Consider the following 23,066-nt stretch of genomic DNA (forward strand, 5'->3'; position numbering starts at 1 on the left):
CGTACGCGACCCCGTCACGGGAAGCCGGCGAGTTCCTCCCGGGTACGGGCGATCCAGGGGTGGTCCTCGCCGAGGTGGCGCACGCGGTCCTGGAGGACCTGGCGCAGCAGGCGGGCGGCGCGTGGGGCGTCGCCCGCGGCGCCGACCGAGCAGGCGTGGGCGTTGCGGCTGTTGAGGGTGGAGGGGTGGTCGTCGCCGAGGACGCGGGTGCGGTCCTGGACGAGGATCTCCAGCAGGTCCGCGGCCTCGCCGTGCCGGCCGGTGGCGGCCAGGCAGCGGGCACGCCCGCCGCGTGCGGTGAGCGTCTGGGGGTGGTCGTCGCCCAGGCGCTCGCGGCAGTCGCCGACGAGCTGTTCGTACCGGGCCGTCGCCTCGGCCGCCCGGCCCGCCCTCAGGACGCAGCGGGCGTGGGCGGCGCGGACCGCGAACAGCTGGGGGTGCCCGTCGTCGAGGATCTCGCCGCTCTCGGTCAGCAGCGCGCCGAGGAGCCGTACGGCCTCCTCGGCCGCCCCGGCCTCGCTGAGGAATACCGCCTGGTAACGCCGCCACAGCAGCGGGATCGGGCTGTCCGGCCCGTGCACGGCGGCTCCGCGACCGTCCTCGATCAGGGCGCTGAGCAGTGCCGATGCGCGGCCGGGGTCGCCGGCCTCACCGAGGAACCGGGCGTGACCGTGCCGGGAGGCGAGGGTGTCCGGGTGGAGCGGGTCGAGGACCTTCAGGCAGTCCTGGAGGAGTTCCCCGAACAGCCCGGCGGCGCGGGCGGCATGCCCCGCCTCGCCGAGGAAGTGGGCGTGGTGGCGGCGGTTGTTGAGGGTGTAGGGGTGGTACGGGCCCTGGGTGCGTGACCGGTCGGCGACCAGGCTGTCGAAGAGCCGGGCGGCCTGAGCGGGGCGGCCCGCGTCGCCCAGCAGGTAGGCGTAGCCGTACCGGCTGCTGAGGGTGTGCGGGTGGTCGGCGCCCAGCAGGCGGGTCCGGTCGGCCAGCACCGACTGGAACTCGGCGACCGCCTCCTCGAGCCGGCCGGTCTCGCCGAGGAACAGCGCCAGGTTGTTGCGGCTGTTGAGGGTGTGGGAGTGCTCGCGGCCGAGGATGCGCGTGCGGTCCTCGATGACGCCGCGCAGCAGGTCGACGGCCTCGGCGGGGTGGCCGGCCATGCCGACGTAACGGGCGTGGGAGTTGCGGTTCTCCAGCGTCTCCTTGACGTCGGGCCCGCCGCCCCGCTCGGCCTCCGCGACCAGTTCGCGGTACAGGTCCGCCGCGCGCCGGGGGTCGCCGGCCTCCCCCACGCACGTGGCGTACCACTGCCGGGGCAACTGCCCGGGGTCGGCACCGGCCTTGTCGAAGGCGGCCATGGCGTGGTGCAGGTCACCGCGCTGGTAGGCGGTCGCGCCGATGTCCAGGGCGCGCACCGGGTCGGCGTGGTCGATGAGGATCTCCCACACGGCGTCCGGGATGCGCGGCGGCGGCACCTGCTCGTCCAGGGTCTGGTGCAGGTAGTCGAAGGCCAGGTAGGCGCCGTCGTCGCGGGGCAGCAGCAGGCTGGAGGTGGCGTGCAGGGGGTCGGTGGCCCAGCGCAGTGCCTCCTCCCACGCCTCCGGCCGCAGGCTGGTGCCGCCGCGCAGGTCCAGGTGGATCTCGTGCAGGCGGCGCAGCACGTCCTCGGGCAGCGGCTGGTGGTAGCCCGCGCGCCGGGCGTCCACGGCCCCCGCGACGAGGGCCGCTGCCCGCGGACGGGAGCCGGCCGCCCACGCGTTGCTGAAGTCGTCGAGCAACTGGGGGGCCGCGGCGAGGTACTCGGCCACCCCGCGGCTGCCGGACCGGGCGTCGTTGACGGCGGCCCTGATCCTCGGGTCGTCGGTGTGGTGCCGGGCCCGGGCCAGCTCCGCCTCGCTCCAGGTACGGTCCACCCGCACGACCGAGGCCAGCCGCAGCACCTCGCGCCCCGAGCGCAGCACGTCGCCGCCGGGCTCGTCGTCGGCGGCGGAGCGCGCGCCGAAGCGGATGTGCTGACGCGCGCTCATGGTCGCCACGACGGCGACCCGCGCCGGCCCGGCCTCCAGCAACCGCTGTACGTGACCTGCCGTCAGCCCGCCCGCGCCGAGGTAGTTCTCCAGGTCGTCCAGCCACACCACGGCCTGCTTCAGACGTGGCACGGTGTCCGCGAGGGCCACCATCGCCTCACGGCTGTCCGGGACGACCAGCCGGTAGCGCGGGAAGTGCTTGCGCACCACCTCGTAGGCCAGGCGCGTCTTGCCCGCCGTGGAGTCCCCCACCAGCAGCAGGAAGCCCTGTCCCCCGCTCAGCACCGCCTCCGCCTGCGGCATGGCGTCCCGGCCGACGAACGCCGGGACACGGCCGAAGCCCGCCGTCCCGCCGCCGCCCGGCGCGGCCGGGTGGACGCCGAGACCGATGGGGTCGTCCACGTCCGCCACCAGCGGCGCCGTGCCGCGCCGGGAGATCCGCAGCAGGCCCGGCAGCGCCCGCCTCCGGCCCGCCGACTGCTCCAGCGCCCTGCCTCCCGAGGCGGCCACGGTCTCCGTCGCCGCCCCGGCGACCGCTCCCGCCGGGCCGAACAGCAGGGTCAGGGCAGGCCGGGCCAGACCGGAGAACACCCTGAGCAGGTAACCCGCCGCGCCCGTGGCACGGTCCCTCCCGGCAGCCATCGCGTACTCCCCCGTTCCCCCGGTCCTCCCCTGCCGTGGTGCATTCCCGGTGGCGCCGCCGGCTACCCACCGGGGGCGCGGTAGCGGGCGGAGGCCAGGGAGAAGTCGAGGAAGCCGCGGGCCCAGGCGTGGATGCCGTCCGCGTACTGGGAGACCGCCGCCAGCTGCCCGGGGGTGAGGTCGGTCGCGAGGGCGGTGGCGTACAGGTCGCGTGTCGCGGTGCGCAGGGCGGCGACGCGGCGGGCGTGCCACAGCCGTGTCTCGTCGATCGCCTCGTCCAGCGTCAGGCCGTGGTGGTGGCGCAGGACGAGGACCAGGTTGGTGGTCTCCCCCGAGCGCAGCTCCTTCTCCACCGAGAACAGGTCGTTGGTCCAGCCGATGACGTCGGCGGCGGCCTCGCGCAGCGCGCGGCAGGCCGGCGAGAACCAGATCGCCGGGGGCAGTTCCGCCTCCTGGGCGTACTCGATGAGGTCGAAGCACCAGCCGGTCGCGCCGGAGACCCGCCGCCAGGAGACGTACGCCTCGGGGGTGGGCACCTCGTCGCCGGCGCGGATCCGGATCATGTCCTGGTTGGTGCGGATCCACCCGAGCAGGTGACGGCGGAAGCGGTCGCCCCAGGCGGGCCCCATGGCGCCGGTCACCCGCGGCAGGAGTTCGCCCAGGACGCGGACGGCCGGCGGCGCCGACGCGGGGACCTCCCACCCGCAGCCGCCGACGGCCCGTGCCATGGCCTCCAGTTCCGCGCCGGTGCCCGTGGACGGGCCGACGTCGCTGCCGTCGTCGACGGCGAACATCCACAGCGTCAGCCGGGCCAGCTCCGTCAGACGGGCCGGGGTCGCCCATGGCCACACGTGCGCGGCCATGGCGGCCTGCCGTTCTCGGCCGGCCTGCCCCGAGGCCGGCGCGGACAGCAACCCGGCCCGCCGCGCCCAGGCCATGACCTGCGGCTCCACCTCCCGCAGGCCGGGGTTGAGCAGCGACGGGCCCGGTACGCGGACGGGCCCCCCGGCCCGCCCCCGTGCGGACCCGCTGTGCGCGGCCCGTCCCCCTGGGCCGTCGATACGGACGAACGCAGATGTCTTCCCCACCGGATTCCCCCCTTCCCGGGCCGTCGGCGACCCGGGCAAGGACTACGACTTCCAGCCATCCCCGTCCCGGTTCCTACCCAGCGTTCGACTTCCGGACGCCCCGGAACGGGCGGCCGGCGTCAGGGCTCCGTCGAAACCGGGCGGACGGGAACCCGGTCCGTCCACGATGCGTCATGATCCGGGCGGGCACCGACCGCCCGCACCGTTCGCGTTCGCCTTCGTGTTCACCTTCGCGTCCACGTTCACGATCCTCGAGGAGAGAAGTGCACAGACACCGCCGCCCGTACTCCGCCGCCGTGGCCGCCGCGCTCCTGGCCGCCCTGCTGGGTGCCTGCGGGAGCCCGGACTCCGACGCCGTGGCGGGATCCGGACCGTCGGCCGCCGCTTCCGCCGGCACCCGCACCCCGGTCGCGAAGGCGGACCCGCCCGTCACCGGAGCGCTGGACGACCACCGGCACGTGGCGCGCAGGACGGCCCCCGCGCGGCGCCCGCACATGGTGCAGCGGTGCACCGACCGCACCCGGCGGGTGAAGCACACCTCCTCGAAGGGTTCCGGCAAGCGCAAGTCGACCCGGACCTGGTACACCACCGAGCACTACCAGGACTGCCGGAAGGTCCAGCAGGGAACCGAGTCCTACACCCGTGTGGTGACGGCGGAACGCTGGTGCGTCGAACTGGACGACGTCGGCGGCGACCGCACCCGGGACGACGTCTGGTACAAGGTGGACTCCACGACCTACGGTACGGCCGCCGGCGCCGAGGAGGGCACCCCGATGTCCTTCATCCCCCTGGCGTCCGGCTGCTGACGACGCACCGCCGGGCGGCGCCGGGCCCGGCGTAATCCGGATGCGTTCCGCCCGGCGGCTCTGCCATCCTCGCGCCCATGTCCACGTTCCAAGATCTCCTCGCCGAAGGGGAGGCCGTCCCGACCGAGGGATGGGACTTCTCCTGGTTCACCGGCCGCGCCACCGAGCAGCGCCCGTCCTGGGGCTACACCGGGCTCCTCGCCGAACGGACGGCGCGGGCCGAGGCCGTGCTCGACATCCAGACCGGCGGCGGGGAGGTCCTGGCGACCGTGCCCACCGCCCCGACGGTGGTCGCGGCGACGGAGTCCTGGGCGCCCAACCTGGAGATCGCCCGCCGCAACCTGGCGCCCCTCGGCGCCACCGTCGTCGAGGCCGACGACACGGCCGACCTGCCCTTCCCCGACGGCCACTTCGACCTGGTCGTCAGCCGGCATCCGGTGGTGACCCGCTGGGACGAGGTACGGCGGGTGCTGCGTCCCCGGGGCACCTACCTGTCCCAGCAGGTCGGCGCCGGCTCGGTGCGGGAGCTGACGGACTACCTGATGGGGCCCCGGCCGGTCGCCACGCACACACGGGACCCCTTCACGACCACGGCCGGCTCCAGCGGGGTCGAGGCCACCGCACGCGCCGAAGCGGCGGGCCTGGAGGTCGTGGACCTGCGCCAGGAGGCACTGCGCATGGAGTTCCACGACATCGCCGCCGTGGTCCACTTCCTGCGCAAGGTCATCTGGATCGTGCCCGGGTTCACGGTGGACGCCTACCGCGAGCAGTTGGCGCGGCTGCACGACTTCATGGAGCGGCACGGGCCCTTCGTGGCGTACTCGCAGCGCTACCTGATCGAGGCCCGCAAGGGCTGACCACCGGAAGGAGGACACCCCAGTGATCGCGCCGACCACCAGGCCGTTCGCGGCGTCCGACGTCGATGCCGCGGCCGGCCTGCTCGCCGCCCGCCACCGCCGCGACCTCGCCCGGGACGCCGCGCTCGACCCGGGTTTCACCGAACCGGCCGCCTGCGCGGCCCTGCTGCGGGACGCCTGGGAGCAGGGCGCGCGGGGCGCGGTCGCGGAGACGGCGGACGGCATGCCCGCCGGGTACCTCCTCGCCGTACCCGGCGACGACGGCCGGGGACGGCACGTCTGGACGGGGCCCGGGCACTACGCGGCACGCGAGGAGGACGTACTGCGCGGGCTCTACGCGGAGCTGTCGGGTCCATGGCTCGCCGACGGGCGGCTGCACCACTACGCCGTCGCGGCCGCCGGCGACCTGCCGGTCTGGCTGTCGCAGTGCTTCGCGTACGAGCAGGTCCACGCCGTGACGGACCTGGCGGCGGGGGCGGGCGGCTTCCACGACGACGTGCGCGCTGCGGGGCCGTCGGACCTCGCCGCGCTGGAGCCGCTGTTCCGCCTGGTCGCCGACGCGCACGCGGGCCCGCCGGTCTTCGCCTTCATCGAGCCGTCCTTCTACGAGGGCCTGCGCCCGGGCCACTCGGAGCTGCTGGAGGACCCCGCCGTGTCGTACTGGCTCGCCGAGGGGCCGGAAGGGGTCCGGGGCTTCTGCGTCATGCGGCCGGTGCCCGAGGACGAGGTCTCGCTGACGGCGCCGCGCGGCTCGGTCGAACTGCTCCTCGCCGCGACCGTTCCGCAGTACCGCGGCAGCGGTGTGGGGCGCCGGCTCACCGAGCACGCCTTCGCGGATGCCGCCCGGCGCGGGTTCCGCGTGTGCGTGACGGACTGGCGGGCGGCGAACCCGCTGTCCTCGGCGTTCTGGCCGCGTCGGGGCTTCCGTCCCGTCGCCCACCGGTTGCACCGCCTCCTCGACCCGCGGCTGCTGCGGGGCTGACCTCGCGCGGGGCCCACGCCGAGGAGGCGACCGGGGTGGTCACTCGACGACGCCGAAGTCCTCCGGGAACGTCTCCAGGAACGCGCGGCGCCGGGGGTCGGCCTCGGCTGCCGCCATCGCCTCGAGGACGTCCAGCAACTCGGCCCGCTGGGCCTCCGACATGCGGTCCAGCACGGCCGCGACGCCCTCCAGTGCCGTCACGGCGTCGTCCTCGTCCATCTGTTCGTCGTCCGTGCCGTCGATGAACCAGGTGACGTCCACGAGCGCCTCCGCCAGGGCGTGGGTCAGCGAAGGGTACTGAGGCATGGGCGTGTTCTCCCCGGAGATGGTGGCTGCGGTGTTCTCCGGTATCCCATCACAGGCCTCTGACAAGATTCTTCCGGGTCAGCGCCGAAGGTGCGCGAGTGTGACCTCGGGCAGGGCGTACGGGCCGCCCTGGGGCGCGGCCGGGTCCGGTACGGCGTCGCCGTCGTCGGTGGTGAGGCGCGAGGCGTGCTGCTCGGCGTCGTCGACGGGGGTGTAGCCGAGCACCGACGGGTCGGGGAGTTCCCAGAAGCGGCGGGTGTTGGCGGAGACGGCGTACGCCGTGGCGTGGCGCACGCCGGGCGGCGCGGTGAGCGCGGCCCGGATCCAGCCGACGGCGTCGCGGTGGCTGAGCCAGGTCGCCAGGTGGCGGGGCTCGCCGGGTTCCGCCTCGAAGCTGCCGATGCGCAGGCAGATGACGGAGAGCCCGAACTTGTCGGCGTAGAGCCGTCCCAGCGCCTCGACGGCCGCCTTGCTGACCCCGTACAGGCCGTCGGGGCGCACCGGTTCGTCCGGGGCGGTGCGGTGCCCGGCGGGGTAGAAACCGGTGACGCGGTTGCTCCCGGCCAGCACGACGCGCCGGATGCCATCGCGCCGGGCGGCTTCCAGGACGTGGTGGGTGCCGAGGACGTTGGCCTCCAGGAGGTCGGCCAGCGGGGCCTCGTCGGGGATGCCGCCGAGGTGCAGGACCCGGTCGACGCCCACCAGGGCGGACCGGACGGCGTCGGCGTCGCGCAGGTCGACGGTGTGCACCTCCTCGTTCGCGGCTTCCGCGACCAGCGGGACCCGGTCGAGCAGGACCAGCCGTGCCGTCTCACCGCGCAGTGCGGCGCGCGCCACGGAGCCGATGGTGCCCGCCGCGCCCGTGATCGCCAGCGTTCCCGCCGTCATGGCCAACTCCCCTTCCCCTGACGCCTGTTCCGTCGTGCACCGATCATTCCACGGGGCCGGTGGCGGCTTTCTCTGACGGGGCGTCATTCATTTTCCGTTGGCATGACGTTCCCGTGCGGTTTCGCAAGGCGGGCACGCCGGGGGCGGATTGGCGCGGGCCCATGGGGGACCGTTTATGCTCTGCTCCGTCATTGGGTAGTTGTGAACTCAACCACGTTTGGCCGTCGAGGGGACAGCGCGCCATGAACCGTCCGGGGATGTCGATCAATCAAGTGCGGATAGCCGTGGCCTTGCTCAGCCTCGCGCTGTTCGCCCAGACGGCGTTCTGGCTGCTCTACGACATCGTTGTCCGCGGTCTGCCGGGCGCCTGGTCGCTGTGGACCACCGGGTGGGTGCCGGGGCTGTCGGCGACCTCCTCGCTCGACCTCGGCCTGGCGGCGCTGCAGCTCTGCGCCGGTCTGGCGGCGCTGTTCCGCACCCGCGGCGCGGGCGGCCTGCTGGTGACCGCGTGCACCGTGACCCTCGGCTTCCGCCTCCCCGCGGTCTGGTACCTGCTGCTCGACTCGCCCTCCGACCCGTGGTTCGGCACCTTGAAGGGTGCCTCGCTGAACGCCGTGGGCAGCACCGCCGTCCTCGCCGTGGTGCTCACGCTCATCCTGGGAGCGCTCCTCCTGCTCGCCCGGCACATGGAGTACGAGGCCGCCGCCGCGGACGCGGTGACGGGCGGCATCCGCCCGGTGAAGGTGACGGCCACCGCCTCCGGGCTGCTGCTCGCGGTGCTCAACGTCTTCTACATCGGCCGGAACGCGGTGACGGCCGTTCAGGTCGGGCCGGGTGTGCTCAGCGACCTGATCGTCGGCAAGGGCAGCGGGCGGGCGATCCTCGCGGTGCCGTCGCCGTACCAGTGGGTGTGCCTGACCGTGCTGTGCGGGGCCGGCATGCTGCTCGCGGCCCGGCGGCGGCCCACCGCCCCGGGCTTCTCGGTGGGCCTGTCGCTCTTCATGATGCCGTCGGCCTTCACGGAGCTGTGGGGCTACGCGGTCGGCACGATGCCCGTGACCGCCGTGGACACCTCGCAGAGCCTGCTGGAATTCGTCGGTTCCGCGGCGGTGGTGGCCCTGATCGTCGGCGACGTCCGCCGCGACCGCCGGCCCGACGACGCCGACCTCGACGTCATGGCGCCCGCCGTGCCGACGGGGATCGCGGCGGCCGCAACGGCCGTACGAACCGCCCGGGCCACGCTCGCCACACCGTCCGTACCGGCCGCACCGGCCGCACCGGCCGCACCCACCGCCGAGGACGCCGACACGGCGGAGGAAGTCGGCGGGGCCCTGGAAGTCACCGTCCCCGCCCAGCGCGACACAGACGCCGACGCCGAAGCCGACCGCCCGGCGACCGAGGCGGCCGACGCCTGACACGGGCACCGTCCCAGCCGGACCGGACCCGCCCGCGAAAAACATTTGCGCGGGGCCGGTACCGGTACCGACAGTTGCGGCATGCCCATCACCGTACGGCCGGCCGCCCCCGAGGACGCGCCCGTCATCTGCGAGTTGCTCAACGCCGTCGACGTCGTGGAGCTCGGGCAGGCCGAGACCGACCTGGGGACGGTCGAGTCGTCGCTGGTCCACCCCGAGGCCGACCTGGAACGCAACTCCTGGCTGGTCTTCGAGGACGGCGTGCCCGTCGCGTTCGGGCTGCTGTGGGACGACTCCGGCGCCGAACGCATCGACGTCGACCACTACGTCCTGCCCGCGCACCAGGAGGCCGGGGAGCGGCTGCTGGACCTCCTGCAGGACCGGGCCGCCGGACGCGCAGCGGAGAACGGCGTGGCCCGGGCCGTCGTCCATCTCGCCCTGAACACCGCGCCCACCATGGACACGTCCCGCCTGACGCGGCGCGGCTGGAGGACCGTACGGCGCTACCACGTGCTGACCCGCCCGCTGTCCGCCGCCGCGGACACCGTCCCCGAGCCGCCGCCGGGGCTGACGCTGCGCGACTGCGCGGAGGAGGCCGACCGGCGCCGCGCCCACGAACTCCTGCAGGAGACCTTCGCGGAGCACTTCGACCACCAGCGCCGCACCTACCCGCAGTGGCTGGACGACCTCGGCTCGGGCATCGACTGGTCCCTGGTGTGGATCGCCTCGCTGGAGGGCGCGGGGGACGTCGGCGTGGCGCTGACCCGTGACGACCGCGCGGCCATGGCGTGGATCCGCAGCCTCGGGGTGCGCAAGGAGGCCCGGGGCCGGGGCGTCGCCGGCCACCTGCTGCGCCACGCCTTCGGGGTGTACGCCGCCCGCGGCCGCGACACCCTCGGCCTGGGGGTGGACACCGACAACACCACGGGGGCCCTGCGCCTGTACACCGCGCACGGCATGGGTCTGCACTTCGCGGTGGACACCTGGGAGGTGACGCTGCCCGCGGCCGCCCGGGCGTGAGCGGGGCGGGCCGGGCGAGGACGTATCCCGCGCCGGGCTGTCCGCGTCGTCCGGGTACCGACCGCTCCCGGCCGTCCCGCCGCGGGAAGTGCCCGGCGTCCGGGAACAGTTCCGCCACCTCGGACATCGCGGGCGCCGTACGCGCGCGCTCCGGTTCCCAGGCGCCCTCCGAGCCGAAGACGGCCGAGGCTACGTCGTTCCTCTCCTCGGCGCCTGCGGCCTCCAGCGCCCGCGCGGTCGCGTCCCAACGCCCGTGGAGGAAGGGCGCTACAGCCTCCCCGCAGCCCTCCTCCCCGCGCCCCGCGACGCCCTCCTCCAAGGCCGTGCAGCCCGCGTCGTACCAAGGCTCGCCCTGCCGGAGCCGGACCGTGGCCGGCAGAACGTCCGTACCGACGTCGAAACCCAGGCCCCCGCGACCCGCCGGTACGCGGCGTGCCCGCTCCCCCGGGCAGGCCGATCACGGGCGGGCACTCCTGGTCGCCGCACAAGCAAGCGTCGTACCGTCGGCAGCCGCGAGAACGGGCAGCCGCGACCCCGTCCACGGCCTCCGCGCGGCGGCAACCGCCCGGCGCCACCCCCGGCCGCGCGCACCGGTTCATGCGCGGTTCACGTTCCGGCCACCCCCGCGAGAACAGGGTTCTTTACCGTCCCTTGGGATTCGCTATACCGGAACATAGACTTGGAGGCACTGTGCGGCCGCACAGACTTCTTCCGCTCCTCCCCCGCCACGACGGTGGCAGGTCCGCCCTCACCTGCCGGTTCAAGTGCGGTGACGCCTGCGCCCACGAGGCCCCGAACACCAGCGGCAACGCCTACCTCGGCGACGTCGTCGCCGACGCCCTCTCCCGCCGCACCATGCTGCGGACCGGCGCCGTGGTCACCCTGGCCGCCGCCGCAGGAGGCATAGCCGTCACGTCCGGCACCGATGTGGCCGCCGCCGCGCCCGAACCGAAGCACGGCGGTCACGGCGGTCACGGCGGCACCGTCGACCCCGACGCCGCCAAGGGCCTGCGCTTCCGGCCCGTCGAGCCGAACACCGTGGACGCCCTCGTCGTCCCCGAGGGCCACGCGCAGAACGTCGTGATCCGCTGGGGCGACCCCATCCTGCGCGGCGCCCCCGCGTTCGACCAGGCGCGGCAGACCGCCGCGGCGCAGGCCGGCCAGTTCGGCTACAACAACGACTTCCTGCACCTGTTCGACCTGCCCGGTGAGCGTGCCCGTCAGGTACTCGTCGCCAACCACGAGTACACCGACGAGATCCTCATGTTCCCGGGCTACGAGGCGGCCGACCCCACCCGCGAGCAGGTCGAGATCGCGTGGGCCGCGCACGGCCTCAGCGTGGTCGTGGTCGAGGAGGACCGGCACTCCGGCCGCCTGTACCCGGTGAACCGGCACGGCCTGAACCGGCGGGTCCACACCAGGACGGCCTTCCGGCTGACCGGCCCCGCCGCGGGCAGCCCCCTGCTGCGCACCAAGGCCGACCCCACCGGCACGAAGGTCCTCGGCACCCTCAACAACTGCGCCGGCGGCACCACCCCGTGGGGCACCGTGCTCTCGGGCGAGGAGAACTTCAACCAGTACTTCGGCAACGCGGCCTCGGTCACCGACCCGGTCACCGCGGAGCGGCTGAAGCGCTACGGCATCGCCGGCGCGGCCAGCGAGCGCAAGTGGGAGCGGTTCGACGACCGCTTCGACCTGGCCAAGGAACCCAACGAGGTCAACCGCTTCGGCTGGATCGTGGAACTCGACCCCTTCGACCCGGACTCGACGCCGCGCAAGCACACCGCCCTCGGCCGCTTCAAGCACGAGGCCGCGCAGCCCCGCCTGACGCAGGACGGCCGCCCCGTCGTCTACATGGGCGACGACGAGCGCTTTGACTACATGTACAAGTTCGTGGCGAGCAAGGCGATGCGGCACGGCACCGGACGGGCCGTCCGCGAGCACAACCTGTCGCTGCTGGACGAGGGCACGCTCTACGTCGCCCGGCTCACCGGCGACAGCCCGGCCGCGGAGTTCGACGGCAGCGGGAAGCTGCCCTCGGACGGCGAGTTCGACGGCTCCGGCGAATGGATCAAGCTGGCGAGCGGCACCACCTCCTTCGTGGAGGGCATGACCGCCGAGGAGGTCTACCTCTTCACCCGGATGGCGGCGGACAAGGCCGGCGCCACGAAGATGGACCGCCCCGAGGACGTCGAGCCCAGCCCGCGCAACGGTCGCGTCTACGTGGCGCTGACCAACAACACCAACCGCGGCAAGGCCGGATCCGCCGGCCCCGACGAGGCCAACCCGCGGAGCAACAACAAGCACGGGCACGTGCTGGAGCTGGCGGAGTTCTTCGACGACCCGGCCGCCGACCGCTTCGCGTGGCGGCTGTTCCTGGTCGCCGGAGACCCCTCGGACCCCGCCACCTACTTCGCGGGCTTCCCGAAGGACGACGTCAGCCCGATCTCGTGCCCGGACAACGTGGCCTTCGACCCGCACGGCAACCTGTGGATCTCCACCGACGGCGCGCCGGGCACCCTCGGCACCCACGACGCCCTCTTCGGCGTCGCGGTCAAGGGTGACAAGCGCGGTCAGGTCCGGCAGTTCCTGAGCGTGCCCAAGGGTGCCGAGACCTGCGGCCCGATCGTCCAGGACCAGCGCGTCCTGGTCGCGGTGCAGCACCCCGGCGAGACCGACGGCTCCACGTACGAGAACCCGTCCTCGCGGTGGCCGGACGGCGGCGAGCGGATCCCCCGCCCCTCCGTCGTCGTGGTGTGGCGCAAGGACGGCCACGACATCGGCGTGTGACGCCGCGGCCCCGCCCGGCGTGCCGGGCGGGGCCGCCCCGCGGTGGCCCTCAGGGGGCCGGGGCCGCCGGGCGGCCGAGGGCCGGTCCGAGCCGCGTGGCGATGTCGGTGAGGATCTGCACGTAGTCCTCGGGTTCGAAGGCGAACGGCAGCGCGAAGGCGACCTCGTCGACCTCGCGGAAGGCCACGTGCGCGGAGAGCCGCTCCGCGATCTCCTGCGAGGTGCCGACCAGGTCGGGGGCGAACAGCAGCCGCCCGGGCCCCTGCGGGCCGGCGGTGCGCGGCAGCCGGCGGCGGGCGTACTCCAGGTACTTCTCGCGCTGGCCGGCCGAGGCGCTGTCGGTGGGGACGACGACCAGTCCCTGGGAGACCCGGGCCCGTTCGCCGTCGGGGTGTGCGGCACGGAAGGCACGGATGTGGGACAGCTGGATCGCCGCGAATTCCTCGGACTCCTCCGCCGTGACCACGCTGCTCGTCAGGAAGTTCATCCCGTGCTCCCCGGCCCACCGCGCCGAGCGCAGGCTCCCGCCGCCGTACCACATGCGGTCGCCGAGCCCCGGGGAGTACGGCTGGACGCGGTCGGAGAAGACCTCGAAGCCCTCGGTGCCGCTGAAGGCGGTGGCCGGCTCGCCCCGGACGAAGCCCAGCAGGCGCTCCACCCGGGTGTAGGAGAAGTCCTCCTGGCCTGCGGTGTCCGGGTAGAGGGCGCCGCGGACCTCGTCGAAGTGCATCGGCGGGCCGACGCTGACGCCCGGGTTGAGGCGGCCGCCGGACAGCAGGTCCACCGTCGCCAGGTCCTCGGCCAGTCGCAGCGGGTTCTCCCATCCCAGCGGGATGACGGCCGTGCCCAGTTCGATGCGGCTGGTGCGCTGCGAGGCGGCGGCGAGGACGGCCACCGGCGAGGAGATGCCGAACTGCAGGTGGCGGTGGCGCACCCACGCGCTGTCGAAGCCCAGTCGCTCGCCCAGCTGGATCATCTCGAGCGTCGCCTCGTGCCCGCGCCGCGGATCGGCCTCGTCGAACAGCCCGATGGTCAGGAAGCCCAGCTTGCGCAGCGGCCTGCCGTACGACGGCACGGAGCCCTCCTCGTCGCGGGGTCGGACGGGACCGGCACCGCCCCGCTCCGGCTCGAGCGGGGCGGGACGGTGCCGGACACCGACGGTAAGTCAGTTCACGGTGACCGGCAGCTCGTACAGGTCGTTCTGGGTGACCACGGGCTTGTTCCGCAGCTCCGTCGCCGGCACCGCCAGGTCGAGCTTGGGGAAGCGCTCGAACAGGGCGGGCAGCGCCACCGAGGCCTCCAGCCGGGACAGCGCGGCGCCCGGGCACACGTGCGGGCCGTGGCCGAAGGCGATGTGCCGGATGGGGTGCTCGCGGGTGATGTCGAAGACGCCGGCGCTCGGACCGTGCTGCTTCTCGTCGCCGCCGATCGCCGCGTAGGAGACGATCAGCGCCTCGCCCTTGGCGATGACCTTGTCACCGACGGGGACGTCCTCGGTGGCGAAGCGGATCAGCACGTGCGAGGTGGGCGTGGAGTGGCGCAGCGTCTCCTCCACCACCGACTCCCAGCTCGCCTTGCCCTCCCGCACCAGCGCGAGCTGGTCGGGGTGGGTGAGCAGGTTGACGACCGCGTTCACGATGAGGGAGATCGTGGTCTCGTGGCCCGCGGCGATCATCAGCTGCAGGGTGCTCTGGATCTCCGCGTCGGTGAGGTGGTCACCGTCCTCGGAGGCCGCGATGAGCGCGCTGGTCAGGTCGTCGCCGGGCTCGGCACGCCGGTCGGCGACGGTCTTGGCCATCAGGGTCGCGAGCTCGCCGAGGGTGGCGATGACCTCGTCGGGCGGGGTCTGGGTGGAGAAGAACTTCTCGAACAGCACCTTCAGGCGCGGCAGGTGGGCCTCGTCGATGCCCATCAACTCCTGCACGACGTACATCGGCAGCGGGTAGGCGAAGGTGGCCTTCAGGTCCAGCACCTCGCCCTCACGTGCCGCCTCCTCGACGCGCTCCAGGAGACCGGCCGTCAGCTCCTCGATGCGGGCCCGCATCTGCTCGACGCGGCGGGGGGTGAGCGCCTGGGCGACCAGGGCGCGCAGCCGGCGGTGGTCGGCGCCGTCCACGGTGAGCATGGAGCGGCCGGGGTTGGCCAGGCCGATCAGCGCCCAGTCGGCGGGTATCTCACCGCGGGTGAAGGCGTCCCAGTGGGCGATGTCCTTCACCAGCCGCGGGTCGGTCAGCAGCGCGCGGGCCTCGGCGTGGTGCGTCACGGCCCACACCGGCACCCCGCCGGGCAGGACGACCGCGGCCAGCGGTCCCTCCTCGCGCAGCGCGGCGCTCTCGGCGACCAGGTCGCCCACCAGCGGGTCCAGCACGATCGGGGAGGCCGCGCGGTGGCCGGTGACCGGGCATTCCATCAGAGTTCTCCTAGCACGGGGGTGGGGGTGAAACGCACGGGGAGCTTGGTCATGCCCCGCAGCCACGGGGACGGACGGCGCACCAGTTCGGCGGGGTCGACCGCCAGTTCGAGGTCGGGCAGCCGGTCCAGCAGCACCTCGATGCCGGTGCGGGCGATGGCCTCGGCGATCTCCTGCGCCGGGAACGGGCAGCGGTGCTCACCGTGGCCGAAGGAGAACCAGGCGTTGTTGCCGTTGGTGGAGGCCCCGGCCTCCAGGTGCACCTGCGGGTCGGCGTTGGCCGCGGCGAAGCCGAGGATGAGCAGGTCGCCGGAGGCGATCTGGCGCCCGCCGAGCCGGGTGTCGCGGCTGGCCCACCGCCCGGCGATGTTCTGGCTGGGGGTGTCCTCCCACAGGACCTCGTTCATGGCCTGACCGACGCTGTTCCGGCCGCCGGTGAACGAGGCGGCGAAGCGGTCGTCGGTGAGCATCAGCCGCAGCGAGTTGCCGATCCAGTCCGCGGTGGGCTGGTGCCCGGCCACGGTCATCACCATCAGGTCCTGCACGATCTCCTCGTCGGAGAAGTCGTACCGGTCGGCGAGCATCCGCGAGACCACGTCCGCGCCCGGCTGCTCCTTCTTCGCCTCGAGCAGCTCGGTCATCGCGGAGTAGACGTACATCTGGCCGGCGATGGCGTCCGCGCCGCCGTCGACCAGGTCCTTGACCGCCTTCACCAGGCGGGGGCCCTGCTCCTCGGGGAAGCCGTAGAGCCGGGCCAGCACGCGGACCGGGAGCAGCATCGCGAACTCGTCGAGGATGTCCGCCGTGCCGCTGCCGCAGAAGGTGTCGACCAGCCCGTCGGCGTAGCGCTCGGCGTGACGGCGCAGTTCGACCGCGTCGATGGCCTCCATGGCGTTACCCATCATCGCGGCGCGCTGCCGGTGCCGCTCACCCACGGTGTAGAGGATCGACGGCTGCTTGCGCCCGATCATGGGCAGCAGCGACCAGTCGTCGGGGATGCGGTCCCACTGGTTCCACAGGTCCGAGTCGCGGCTGAAGAGCACCGGGTCGCCGGTGACGTGCAGCAGTTCCCGGTAGCCCAGCACGAGCCAGGCCGGTATGCCGCCGTCGAGCTCCACGGGGGCCAGGGCCCCGTGATCGCGGCGCAACTCCCGGTACAGGGCGGCCGGTTCGACGTGGAAGCGCGGACCGCTGAACGGCACCGCCCCGGCGAACGGGCAGGCACCGGCGGCCGCGGAGGGCTGACTGGTCACGGGGCGGTCCTCTCCCGGGGGCGCGGGCGGGCGCCGGACAGGGTCTGCAGGTGCTGGACGAGGGTGATGAGGACGTCCTTGGAGGACTGCCGGGACCGCGCGTCGCAGTCCACCAGCGGCACCCCGTCCGCCAGCGACAGCGCGTCGCGGACCTGTTCCTCGGTGTGCTTCGGCCCGCCGAAGTCGTTGCGGGCCACCACGAACGGGGTGCCGTGGTGCTCCAGGCGGTCGATGGCGTACCAGGAGTCGTCCAGGCGGCGGGTGTCGACCAGCACCACCGCGCCGAGCGTGCCGGAGAACAGCCGGTCCCACAGGAACCAGAACCGTTCCTGCCCGGGTGCGCCGAACAGGTACAGCACGGTGCGCGCGTTGACGCTGATCCGGCCGAAGTCGAAGGCCACGGTGGTGGAGGTCTTCGCCCCCACACCGGCGAGGTCGTCGACCCCGGCACCGGCCTGCGTCATGGTCTCCTCGGTGTTCAGCGGACGGATCTCGCTGACCGAGCGGACCATGGTCGTCTTCCCGACGCCGAACCCACCGGTGATGACGATCTTCAGCGCGTTGTCGGCGCTCGCGTCGAGCGGCGCCCGCGGCCCCGGCGGGCCGGGAACGAGGCCGGGGTCAGAGGTTGCGTAGTCCAACGAGCACCTGCTCCAGGATCTCGGGGTCCGGCAGTTGAGCCGCCGTCCGGGCGGTACGGGGGTGCCGGGCGCTGATCCGGCCGGTGTCCAGCAGGTCGCACAGCAGCACCTGGGTGATGCCGACCGGGAGTCCCAGGTCGGCGGCGAGCTCCACGACGGCGGTGGGCCGGCGGCAGATCCGCAGGATCGCCGCGTGCTCGGACTGCATCCCCGGGACCGGATCGCATTCGGCGACCACCAGGGTCACCAGGTCGAACGCGTCGGACGCGGGCCGGCTGCGGCCCGACGTGAGGGTGTACAGCCGGTCCGGATCCTCCTCCCGGCCCGGGCGGGGTGTCATGCGCCGTCGCCGTCCTCACCGGGCACCTCGCGCGGGGGCGCGCTCAGGTGCTCACCGAGCTGTTCGACCAGCTCGTGCATGTTGTGGCCGATCAGGCCGACCTCGGCGTCGTCGGCGGCGACGACCGCGAGGTGGGCGCCGTCACCGGCCTCGACGATGAACAGGATCCCGCCGTAGAACTCGGCCATGGCCTGCCGCACGCCGCCGCTGCCGTCGCCGAACTCCATGGACGCGCCCTGCGACAGGCTCTGGATGCCGGCGGAGATCGCCGCGAGCTGGTCCGCCTGGTCCACCGAGAGCTCGGGGGTGCGGCACAGCTTGAGCCCGTCCCGGGACAGGACCAGGGCGTGGCGGGCGCCCGGGGTGCGCTCCAGCAGGTTCTCCAGCAGCCAGTTGAGCCGCTCGTCCGTACTGGTGTGGCCGGTGGCCGGTGCGGTCATCGCGCGTCGCTTTCTGGGGATGGGGCCGTCGCGTTGTGCTCGTCGCGGTCCGCGCCGGGCGCGGACGCGGGTGACGGGTGGTCGGGGGCGGGTGCGGGTGCGGCGGGGGTGGTGCCGTGCACCGCGCTGCGGAACGTGCTGAACCGTGCGGCCCGTTCGGCCGCCGTGCCGTGGCCGCCGGAGCTCGAACCGGTCGGTGCGGCGGGCCGGTCGTGGCCGGCGGAGGACAGCGTCTGGCCGCGGCGGCGCTTGGGCAGGCCGCTCTCACCCAGGGCCGGCGCCGGGCGCCGGGCCTCCTCGTCGCGGTCGGACGTCTCGGCGGGGGCCGGGACGGACGGGGCGGCGGCCGGGGCCTCCGGGGGCAGGACGGGCTCGGCGTCGGGACCGGCGTCCATGCCGGGACGCGGGACGGTGAGCATCTCCTGCGGGATCATCATGACCGCGCCGGTGCCACCGCGGGCCGAGGGCCGGAAGGACACCGTCAGGCCGTGCTTGCGGGCCAGCCGGCCGACGACCGTCAGCCCGAGCCTGGTCCCGGACAGGCCGGTCAGGTCCCCGGACCCGGCCGCTACGGCGCTCTGCGCCCGGCGCAACGCGACCTCCCCCATGACCAGACCGCTGTCCTCGACCGTGATGACCGCGCCCGCGGGCACCTCCTCCACGTACACGTGGACCTCGGCCGTGGGCGGGGAGAAGTTGGCGGCGTTGTCCATGAGTTCGGCCAGCGCGTGCATCACGCCCTCCGCGGCGTGACCGACGACGGCGACCTCGCTGGTGGAGTGGAGCCGCACCCGCTGGTAGCCGGCGATACGCCCCATCGCGCCGCGCAGGATCGACTCCATCCGGATCGGCTTGGCCCACCGGCGTCCGGAACGGGCCCCGGTCAGCACGGCGATGCTGTCGGCGAGGCGGCCGGCCTGGGCGGTGCGGTGGTCCAGGTGCAGCAGGTCGTGCAGCACGGCCGGGTCGCTGTGGCGGTGCTCCATCTGCCGCAGGTCGGCCAGCATTCCGGTGGCCAGCGCCTGCATGCGTCCCGCGGCGTTGGCACCGACGGCCATCGCCGCGGCGCGGCGAGACTCGCTCGTGCCGACCCGCTCGGCGATCAGGGCCAGCATGCGGCGCTGCGGGCCGGTCAGCGGCTCCCGCACCCCGGTGAGCACCCGGTCCACGGTCTCACCGGCGGCGATCCGGCCGACGGCGGCCGGCAGCAGCTCGTCGGCGAATCGTTCCGCCTCGGCCCGCAGGGCGTCGAGCTGTCCGGCGAGGCGCCGCGCCCGCCAGCGCTCCTGCGCCGCCACGGCCACGGCGCAGGCCAGCGCCAGGATCCCGGCGGCCGCGCCGATCACCGCGGGGGCACGCAGCGACCCGGGGGCGGCGACCACCAGCCACACGGCGACCGGGACGGTGACCACCAGGGGCACCGCCAGGGCCCGCGCCAGGTACGCGAACGGAGCGCGCTGCTCACGCCGCCGTGCCGGGATGCGCAGGCGCCCGGTCCGCGGGCGCGGGAGCGCGGTCTGCGCTGTCATCGATCAGGACCTCGGGGCCGTACGGACGGATGGGATGGGCGAAGCGGAATCCAACAAAAACGGGCACCACCGCGAACACGAATCCCGGACGGGCTTCGTGTTCGCGGGGAACTCGCGGTCACTATATGCGAGTTGCCAGCGGTGTTGATCAATGCGCCGATGACATTTGTTGGCTGGTGAGGATATGTGAGGTTGCCGCGGCACGCCGGCGCCCGAGCGAGGAGGAACCGGCGCCTCCGCTCCCCGCAGGCGCCGCCACCGCCGCGTCCACCGCCGCCACGGCTCCTCGGTGCCGCTGACCACGTCGTTCGCCATACCGAACGGGCCGGGGGCCACGGCACGCGCCCGGCGGTCGGCGGCCGGGACCCCGCCGGGCGCGGACCGCGGGCGGCGGGAACCTGACGGCGTGTCCACTGTGCGACATGTCGCAAGCGCGCCACACCTTTCGCCCTCGGCCCCCTCAGCCCGTGACCGAGGCGCCCCGGGCGCCGGCCGCGCGGCGCGCGGCTTCCGCGTCCGCCTCCGGCTCCGCTTCCACCTCCAAGGGCACGCCCGCACGGACGAACCGCGCGGCGACGGCGGCGACCAGAGCGAGGGCCAGGGCTCCCGCACCCATGAGGAACAGCGTCCGGTGGTCCTGGCCGGTCCGGGCGAAGACGTAGGAGTAGAGGTAGGCGGAGAGGGCCAGCGACAGCGCTCCGGCGACGGTCGCCTTGCCCCATGCCGCCGACTGCGCCTCGGGGTGCCGCGGTACGAGTTCGTGGACGCGGCCCAGCACGACGGGCACCACCCCGGGCGGGAAGGAGCCGATGACCACGCTCAGCACCGCGATCTCGGGCAGGCCGTGCGCCGCGGCGAGCGCGGCGAGGGCCCCCGTCTGCACCAGGGTGATCAGCAGCAGGGCCCTGGCGAAGCCGAGGCGGTCGCCGAGGAGGCCGTAGAGGGTGGGGCCGACGAGGGCGCCGAGCCCGTACAGGATCCAGATCATGGAGCCGCCGGCGGAACCGCGGCCCAGGCCCCGGCTGACGAAGTCGGCGAGGAACGCCATGGCCGGGGTGAGACCCATCGAGATCAGCGCGTACTCCACGAGCAGCAGCCGCAGCCGCGGCGAGCGCGCGGGCTTCCGCTCCCCCGGCACCGGCCCCGGCGCCGCTGGGACCGCGGACGGCGACGGGGCGGCGGCCGGCGTCGGCCAGCCGTTCCAGCTCAGTACGGTGAGGAGCGCGCACAGGACGGCCAGCCCCGCCCAGGTCCCGCGCAGCCCGAGGTGCAGCAGCAGGGGCACCAGGGTCCCCGTGGCGGCGATGCCGACACCGAGCCCCGCGAAGATCGCCCCGCCCGCCAGCCCGCGCCGCTCCCCCTTCAGGTGCGGGAGCACCGCACCGGCCACCCGCACCATGATCACGCCGCCGGCAAGCCCCGAGGCCAGGCGCCAGAGGAAGAACCACGGCACCGAGACGGGAACGCTGCAGGCCAGCAGCGCGAGCGTGGCAAGCGCCATCATCCACCGCAGGGCGCGGCGGTCGCCCAGCCGGCGCCCCACCCACCGGGCGCTCAGCGCGCCCGCCAGGTAGCCGGCGAGGTTGGCCGCGCCGAGGTACGCCACGGCGGACGGGGAGAACCAGTGGGCGTTGATCAGTTCGGGGACCAGAGGCGTGTAGGCGAACCGGGCGAGGCCGATGCCGACGAAGCTGGCGCTCGCGCCCGCCGCTATGGCCCGCCATGCGGCGGGTCCCGGTGGTGTGGTGGTCATGTGCTCGCTTCCGCCTTCCGCCCGGGCGCGACAGGTCCGGGCGCCGCCCGGTCCGTCAGCCGTCTGGGCCATCTTTGACAACCCTGTCATGTTTGACAGCCTTGCAAACTTTGACGGAGCCGTCAAAGATGAATTACGGTGAGCGCATGGCTGGACGGCGTCAGTTCGATGAGCAGCACACCCTGGGCCGGATCCTGGACGTCTTCTGGAACCAGGGGTACGGAGCGACCTCCATGCAGGACCTGGCGACCGCCACGGGCGTGCAGCGCGGCTCGCTCTACAACGCCTACCGCGACAAGGAGACGCTGTTCCTGCGCGTGTTCCAGGACTACGCCGACGCCTTCGTCGCCGAGGCCGCCGCCACGCTGGACCAGCCGGACGTCCGGCGGGCGCTGGAGGACTTCTTCGACTTCACCATCGCCTCCATGACCCACGGCGCCCCCGCCCGCGGCTGCCTGTCGACGAAGACCGCCACCGACACCCAGGCGGACGCCGAACCCATCCGGGCCGCGATCCGCGGCCTGCTGGACCGGCTCGAGGGCGTCATGGCCGAGCGGCTCTCCCGCGGCGACGCGGCCGGCCTGCTCGCCGTCCCTCCCACCGAGGCCGCACGGGTCCTGGTCACCATGACCCGCGGCACCGTCGTCATCGAGCGCGTCTACCAGGACGCGGACCGGCTCCGGGCCACCGCGAGGTCCCTGATCACGATGGTGCTCGGCGCACGGCAGCAGGCCACCGCCTGATCAACGGGCCCGGTAGATTGGCCTGATGACGGCGGCGGAGGAGAACGAGCCCGGCTGGACGGCCACCCGTGCCTGGGTGCAGCGGCACCTCCGCGACGGGGAACACCTCGAGTCCGCGGAGCGGCTCCGCGGCGGCTGGACCTCGCAGATGCGCCGCCTGCGGGTCACGGGGCCGGGAGGCGGACGCCAGTTGGTGCTGCGCTCCTTCGTGAAGTCCTTCTACCTCCGCCACGCGGAGGGCCTGCTCACCCGTGAGGCGCGGATCCTGGCGCTGCTCGGCCCGACCGCCGTCCCCGCCGCCGAGTTCCACGCCGTCGACGCGACGGCGGAGCACTGCGACCATCCGTCGCTGCTCATGTCCCTCCTCCCGGGGGAGGTACGCCTGGAGGACACCGACGCCGGGGCGCGGGCGTGGCTGCTGGCCCGTCAACTCGTCCGCGTCCACGGGCTCGACGTCGGCGAGACGGACCGGCCGCGCACCTACCAGGCCTGGACGGCGCCCGAGCGCGTCCGCCCGCCCGAGGCCACGGGCCGTCCGGACCTGTGGGCCCGCGCGGTGGACGTCATACGCCGTGACCCGCCCGCCCACGAAGGCCTGTTCCTGCACCGCGACTTCCACCCGGGCAACGTCCTGTTCTCCGGGCACGGCGGCCACCTGCGCATCTCCGGCGTCGTCGACTGGGTCGAGACCTCCTGGGGCCCCGCCGACCTCGACGTGGCCCACTGCGCCACGGCACTCGCGCTGTTGCACGGACCCGAGGCAGGACTGCGCTTCGCCGACCTCTACACCGCCGCGGGCGGCCGGCTGGCGGGCTCCCCCGGCGCCCACCTCTACTGGCGGCTCCTGGACGCCCTCGCCTTCGCACCCGACGCCGAGAAGGTCGCCGTGCCCTGGCGTGAACTCGGCCGCACCGACCTCACCCCGGCGACGCTCGCGACGCGCCTGGAGACCTACGTCGCGGCGCTGCTCGCCCGCTACGGCGACGCCTGACCCAACAGGCGGGCGTCCGGTGCCGGACACCGTTCCCATCTGTGCAACTGCGCGTCCTCCCCCCGGCTTTCGTCTTGTCACCCGGGTGTGATCACCACGAGGGTGCAGGGCGAGCCGCGGGCGCGAAGGTGCGCCGTGCATCCGATGTCCC

At 74.0% G+C, this 23,066-nt stretch carries 20 protein-coding genes; 8 read left to right on the forward strand and 12 right to left on the reverse strand.

Annotated elements, in window-relative coordinates; genetic code table 11:
* Positions 1-14: 14 nt before the first annotated feature.
* On the reverse strand, positions 15-2,663 hold the full coding sequence (locus ACFV3E_RS40370; protein ID WP_500540567.1) for a tetratricopeptide repeat protein: 2,649 nt from the start codon (positions 2,661-2,663) through the stop codon (positions 15-17).
* Between the two features lie 62 nt (positions 2,664-2,725).
* Positions 2,726-3,751: a terpene synthase family protein gene (locus ACFV3E_RS40375; protein WP_500540569.1), complete on the reverse strand. Its 1,026-nt coding sequence runs from the start codon at positions 3,749-3,751 to the stop codon at positions 2,726-2,728.
* 263 nt (positions 3,752-4,014) lie between these two features.
* On the opposite strand from ACFV3E_RS40375, the gene ACFV3E_RS40380 reads away from it, so the two are divergent.
* The 3 genes from ACFV3E_RS40380 (at position 4,015) to ACFV3E_RS40390 (ending at position 6,396) form a co-directional block, all read left to right on the forward strand.
* On the forward strand, positions 4,015-4,557 hold the full coding sequence (locus ACFV3E_RS40380; protein WP_500540571.1) for a hypothetical protein: 543 nt from the start codon (positions 4,015-4,017) through the stop codon (positions 4,555-4,557).
* A gap of 77 nt (positions 4,558-4,634) precedes the next feature.
* Entirely contained in the window at positions 4,635-5,414 is a 780-nt protein-coding gene (locus ACFV3E_RS40385) for a class I SAM-dependent methyltransferase (RefSeq protein WP_500540573.1), read from the forward strand.
* Between the two features lie 22 nt (positions 5,415-5,436).
* Positions 5,437-6,396, forward strand: coding sequence for a GNAT family N-acetyltransferase (locus ACFV3E_RS40390; protein WP_500540575.1), 960 nt, complete (start codon positions 5,437-5,439; stop codon positions 6,394-6,396).
* 39 nt (positions 6,397-6,435) lie between these two features.
* On the opposite strand, the gene ACFV3E_RS40395 is transcribed toward ACFV3E_RS40390, so the two are convergent.
* Entirely contained in the window at positions 6,436-6,702 is a 267-nt protein-coding gene (locus ACFV3E_RS40395; RefSeq protein WP_500540577.1) for a hypothetical protein, read from the reverse strand.
* Positions 6,703-6,780: 78 nt separating this feature from the next.
* Positions 6,781-7,590 carry an NAD-dependent epimerase/dehydratase family protein gene (locus ACFV3E_RS40400; protein WP_500540579.1) on the reverse strand — a complete coding sequence of 270 codons (810 nt, stop codon included), beginning with the start codon at positions 7,588-7,590 and terminating at the stop codon, positions 6,781-6,783.
* A gap of 257 nt (positions 7,591-7,847) precedes the next feature.
* Between ACFV3E_RS40400 and ACFV3E_RS40405 the strand changes: the two genes are divergently transcribed.
* From ACFV3E_RS40405 to ACFV3E_RS40415, 3 genes are all read left to right on the forward strand, one after another.
* Positions 7,848-9,005, forward strand: a complete 1,158-nt coding sequence (locus ACFV3E_RS40405; protein WP_500540582.1) for a hypothetical protein — start codon at positions 7,848-7,850, stop codon at positions 9,003-9,005.
* Between the two features lie 81 nt (positions 9,006-9,086).
* Positions 9,087-10,025 carry a GNAT family N-acetyltransferase gene (locus ACFV3E_RS40410; RefSeq protein ID WP_500540584.1) on the forward strand — a complete coding sequence of 313 codons (939 nt, stop codon included), beginning with the start codon at positions 9,087-9,089 and terminating at the stop codon, positions 10,023-10,025.
* A 690-nt stretch (positions 10,026-10,715) separates the two neighbouring features.
* Positions 10,716-12,815, forward strand: coding sequence for a PhoX family protein (locus tag ACFV3E_RS40415; protein WP_500540586.1), 2,100 nt, complete (start codon positions 10,716-10,718; stop codon positions 12,813-12,815).
* A gap of 49 nt (positions 12,816-12,864) precedes the next feature.
* Here the strand turns inward: ACFV3E_RS40415 and ACFV3E_RS40420 are convergent, their stop codons facing one another.
* The 8 genes from ACFV3E_RS40420 to ACFV3E_RS40455 all read right to left on the reverse strand — a co-directional run bounded on the left by ACFV3E_RS40420 (position 12,865) and on the right by ACFV3E_RS40455 (position 21,181).
* Positions 12,865-13,890, reverse strand: a complete 1,026-nt coding sequence (locus tag ACFV3E_RS40420; protein WP_500540588.1) for an LLM class flavin-dependent oxidoreductase — start codon at positions 13,888-13,890, stop codon at positions 12,865-12,867.
* Positions 13,891-13,980: 90 nt separating this feature from the next.
* Positions 13,981-15,225, reverse strand: a complete 1,245-nt coding sequence (locus ACFV3E_RS40425; RefSeq protein ID WP_500328895.1) for a cytochrome P450 family protein — start codon at positions 15,223-15,225, stop codon at positions 13,981-13,983.
* Positions 15,225-16,478 carry a cytochrome P450 gene (locus ACFV3E_RS40430; RefSeq protein WP_500540590.1) on the reverse strand — a complete coding sequence of 418 codons (1,254 nt, stop codon included), beginning with the start codon at positions 16,476-16,478 and terminating at the stop codon, positions 15,225-15,227. Before ACFV3E_RS40430 ends, ACFV3E_RS40425 begins: the two co-directional genes overlap by 1 nt.
* On the reverse strand, positions 16,475-17,119 hold the full coding sequence (locus ACFV3E_RS40435) for a GTP-binding protein (protein ID WP_500540592.1): 645 nt from the start codon (positions 17,117-17,119) through the stop codon (positions 16,475-16,477). The genes ACFV3E_RS40430 and ACFV3E_RS40435 overlap by 4 nt, the downstream gene beginning before the upstream one ends.
* Complete coding sequence (locus ACFV3E_RS40440) at positions 17,100-17,459, reverse strand: DUF742 domain-containing protein (protein WP_499509237.1); 360 nt, start codon at positions 17,457-17,459, stop codon at positions 17,100-17,102. The genes ACFV3E_RS40435 and ACFV3E_RS40440 overlap by 20 nt, the downstream gene beginning before the upstream one ends.
* On the reverse strand, positions 17,456-17,899 hold the full coding sequence (locus ACFV3E_RS40445; protein WP_499509238.1) for a roadblock/LC7 domain-containing protein: 444 nt from the start codon (positions 17,897-17,899) through the stop codon (positions 17,456-17,458). Before ACFV3E_RS40445 ends, ACFV3E_RS40440 begins: the two co-directional genes overlap by 4 nt.
* The gene (locus ACFV3E_RS40450) at positions 17,896-19,428 is read right to left on the reverse strand and encodes a sensor histidine kinase (RefSeq protein ID WP_500540594.1); all 1,533 of its coding nucleotides are present in this window, start codon (positions 19,426-19,428) and stop codon (positions 17,896-17,898) included. Before ACFV3E_RS40450 ends, ACFV3E_RS40445 begins: the two co-directional genes overlap by 4 nt.
* A 460-nt stretch (positions 19,429-19,888) precedes the next feature.
* Positions 19,889-21,181, reverse strand: a complete 1,293-nt coding sequence (locus ACFV3E_RS40455; RefSeq protein WP_500540596.1) for a YbfB/YjiJ family MFS transporter — start codon at positions 21,179-21,181, stop codon at positions 19,889-19,891.
* Positions 21,182-21,327: 146 nt separating this feature from the next.
* Here ACFV3E_RS40455 and ACFV3E_RS40460 point away from each other — a divergent pair, with 146 nt between their 5' ends.
* On the forward strand, positions 21,328-21,924 hold the full coding sequence (locus ACFV3E_RS40460) for a TetR/AcrR family transcriptional regulator (RefSeq protein ID WP_500540598.1): 597 nt from the start codon (positions 21,328-21,330) through the stop codon (positions 21,922-21,924).
* Positions 21,925-21,949: 25 nt separating this feature from the next.
* The gene (locus tag ACFV3E_RS40465) at positions 21,950-22,915 is read left to right on the forward strand and encodes a phosphotransferase family protein (RefSeq protein ID WP_500540600.1); all 966 of its coding nucleotides are present in this window, start codon (positions 21,950-21,952) and stop codon (positions 22,913-22,915) included.
* Positions 22,916-23,066 lie beyond the last annotated feature (151 nt).

The organism is Streptomyces sp. NPDC059718 (genome assembly GCF_042733315.1).
Classification (GTDB): Bacteria; Actinomycetota; Actinomycetes; order Streptomycetales; family Streptomycetaceae; genus Actinacidiphila.

Coding starts and splice junctions, on each gene's coding strand:
- ACFV3E_RS40370 (WP_500540567.1), bottom strand. CDS start 2,663: ATGGCTGCCGGGAGGGACCGTGCCACGGGCGCGGCGGGTTACCTGCTC.
- ACFV3E_RS40385 (WP_500540573.1), top strand. CDS start 4,635: ATGTCCACGTTCCAAGATCTCCTCGCCGAAGGGGAGGCCGTCCCGACC.
- ACFV3E_RS40395 (WP_500540577.1), bottom strand. CDS start 6,702: ATGCCTCAGTACCCTTCGCTGACCCACGCCCTGGCGGAGGCGCTCGTG.
- ACFV3E_RS40400 (WP_500540579.1), bottom strand. CDS start 7,590: ATGACGGCGGGAACGCTGGCGATCACGGGCGCGGCGGGCACCATCGGC.
- ACFV3E_RS40405 (WP_500540582.1), top strand. CDS start 7,848: ATGTCGATCAATCAAGTGCGGATAGCCGTGGCCTTGCTCAGCCTCGCG.
- ACFV3E_RS40410 (WP_500540584.1), top strand. CDS start 9,087: ATGCCCATCACCGTACGGCCGGCCGCCCCCGAGGACGCGCCCGTCATC.
- ACFV3E_RS40425 (WP_500328895.1), bottom strand. CDS start 15,225: ATGGAATGCCCGGTCACCGGCCACCGCGCGGCCTCCCCGATCGTGCTG.
- ACFV3E_RS40440 (WP_499509237.1), bottom strand. CDS start 17,459: ATGACACCCCGCCCGGGCCGGGAGGAGGATCCGGACCGGCTGTACACC.
- ACFV3E_RS40445 (WP_499509238.1), bottom strand. CDS start 17,899: ATGACCGCACCGGCCACCGGCCACACCAGTACGGACGAGCGGCTCAAC.
- ACFV3E_RS40450 (WP_500540594.1), bottom strand. CDS start 19,428: ATGACAGCGCAGACCGCGCTCCCGCGCCCGCGGACCGGGCGCCTGCGC.
- ACFV3E_RS40455 (WP_500540596.1), bottom strand. CDS start 21,181: ATGACCACCACACCACCGGGACCCGCCGCATGGCGGGCCATAGCGGCG.
- ACFV3E_RS40460 (WP_500540598.1), top strand. CDS start 21,328: ATGGCTGGACGGCGTCAGTTCGATGAGCAGCACACCCTGGGCCGGATC.
- ACFV3E_RS40465 (WP_500540600.1), top strand. CDS start 21,950: ATGACGGCGGCGGAGGAGAACGAGCCCGGCTGGACGGCCACCCGTGCC.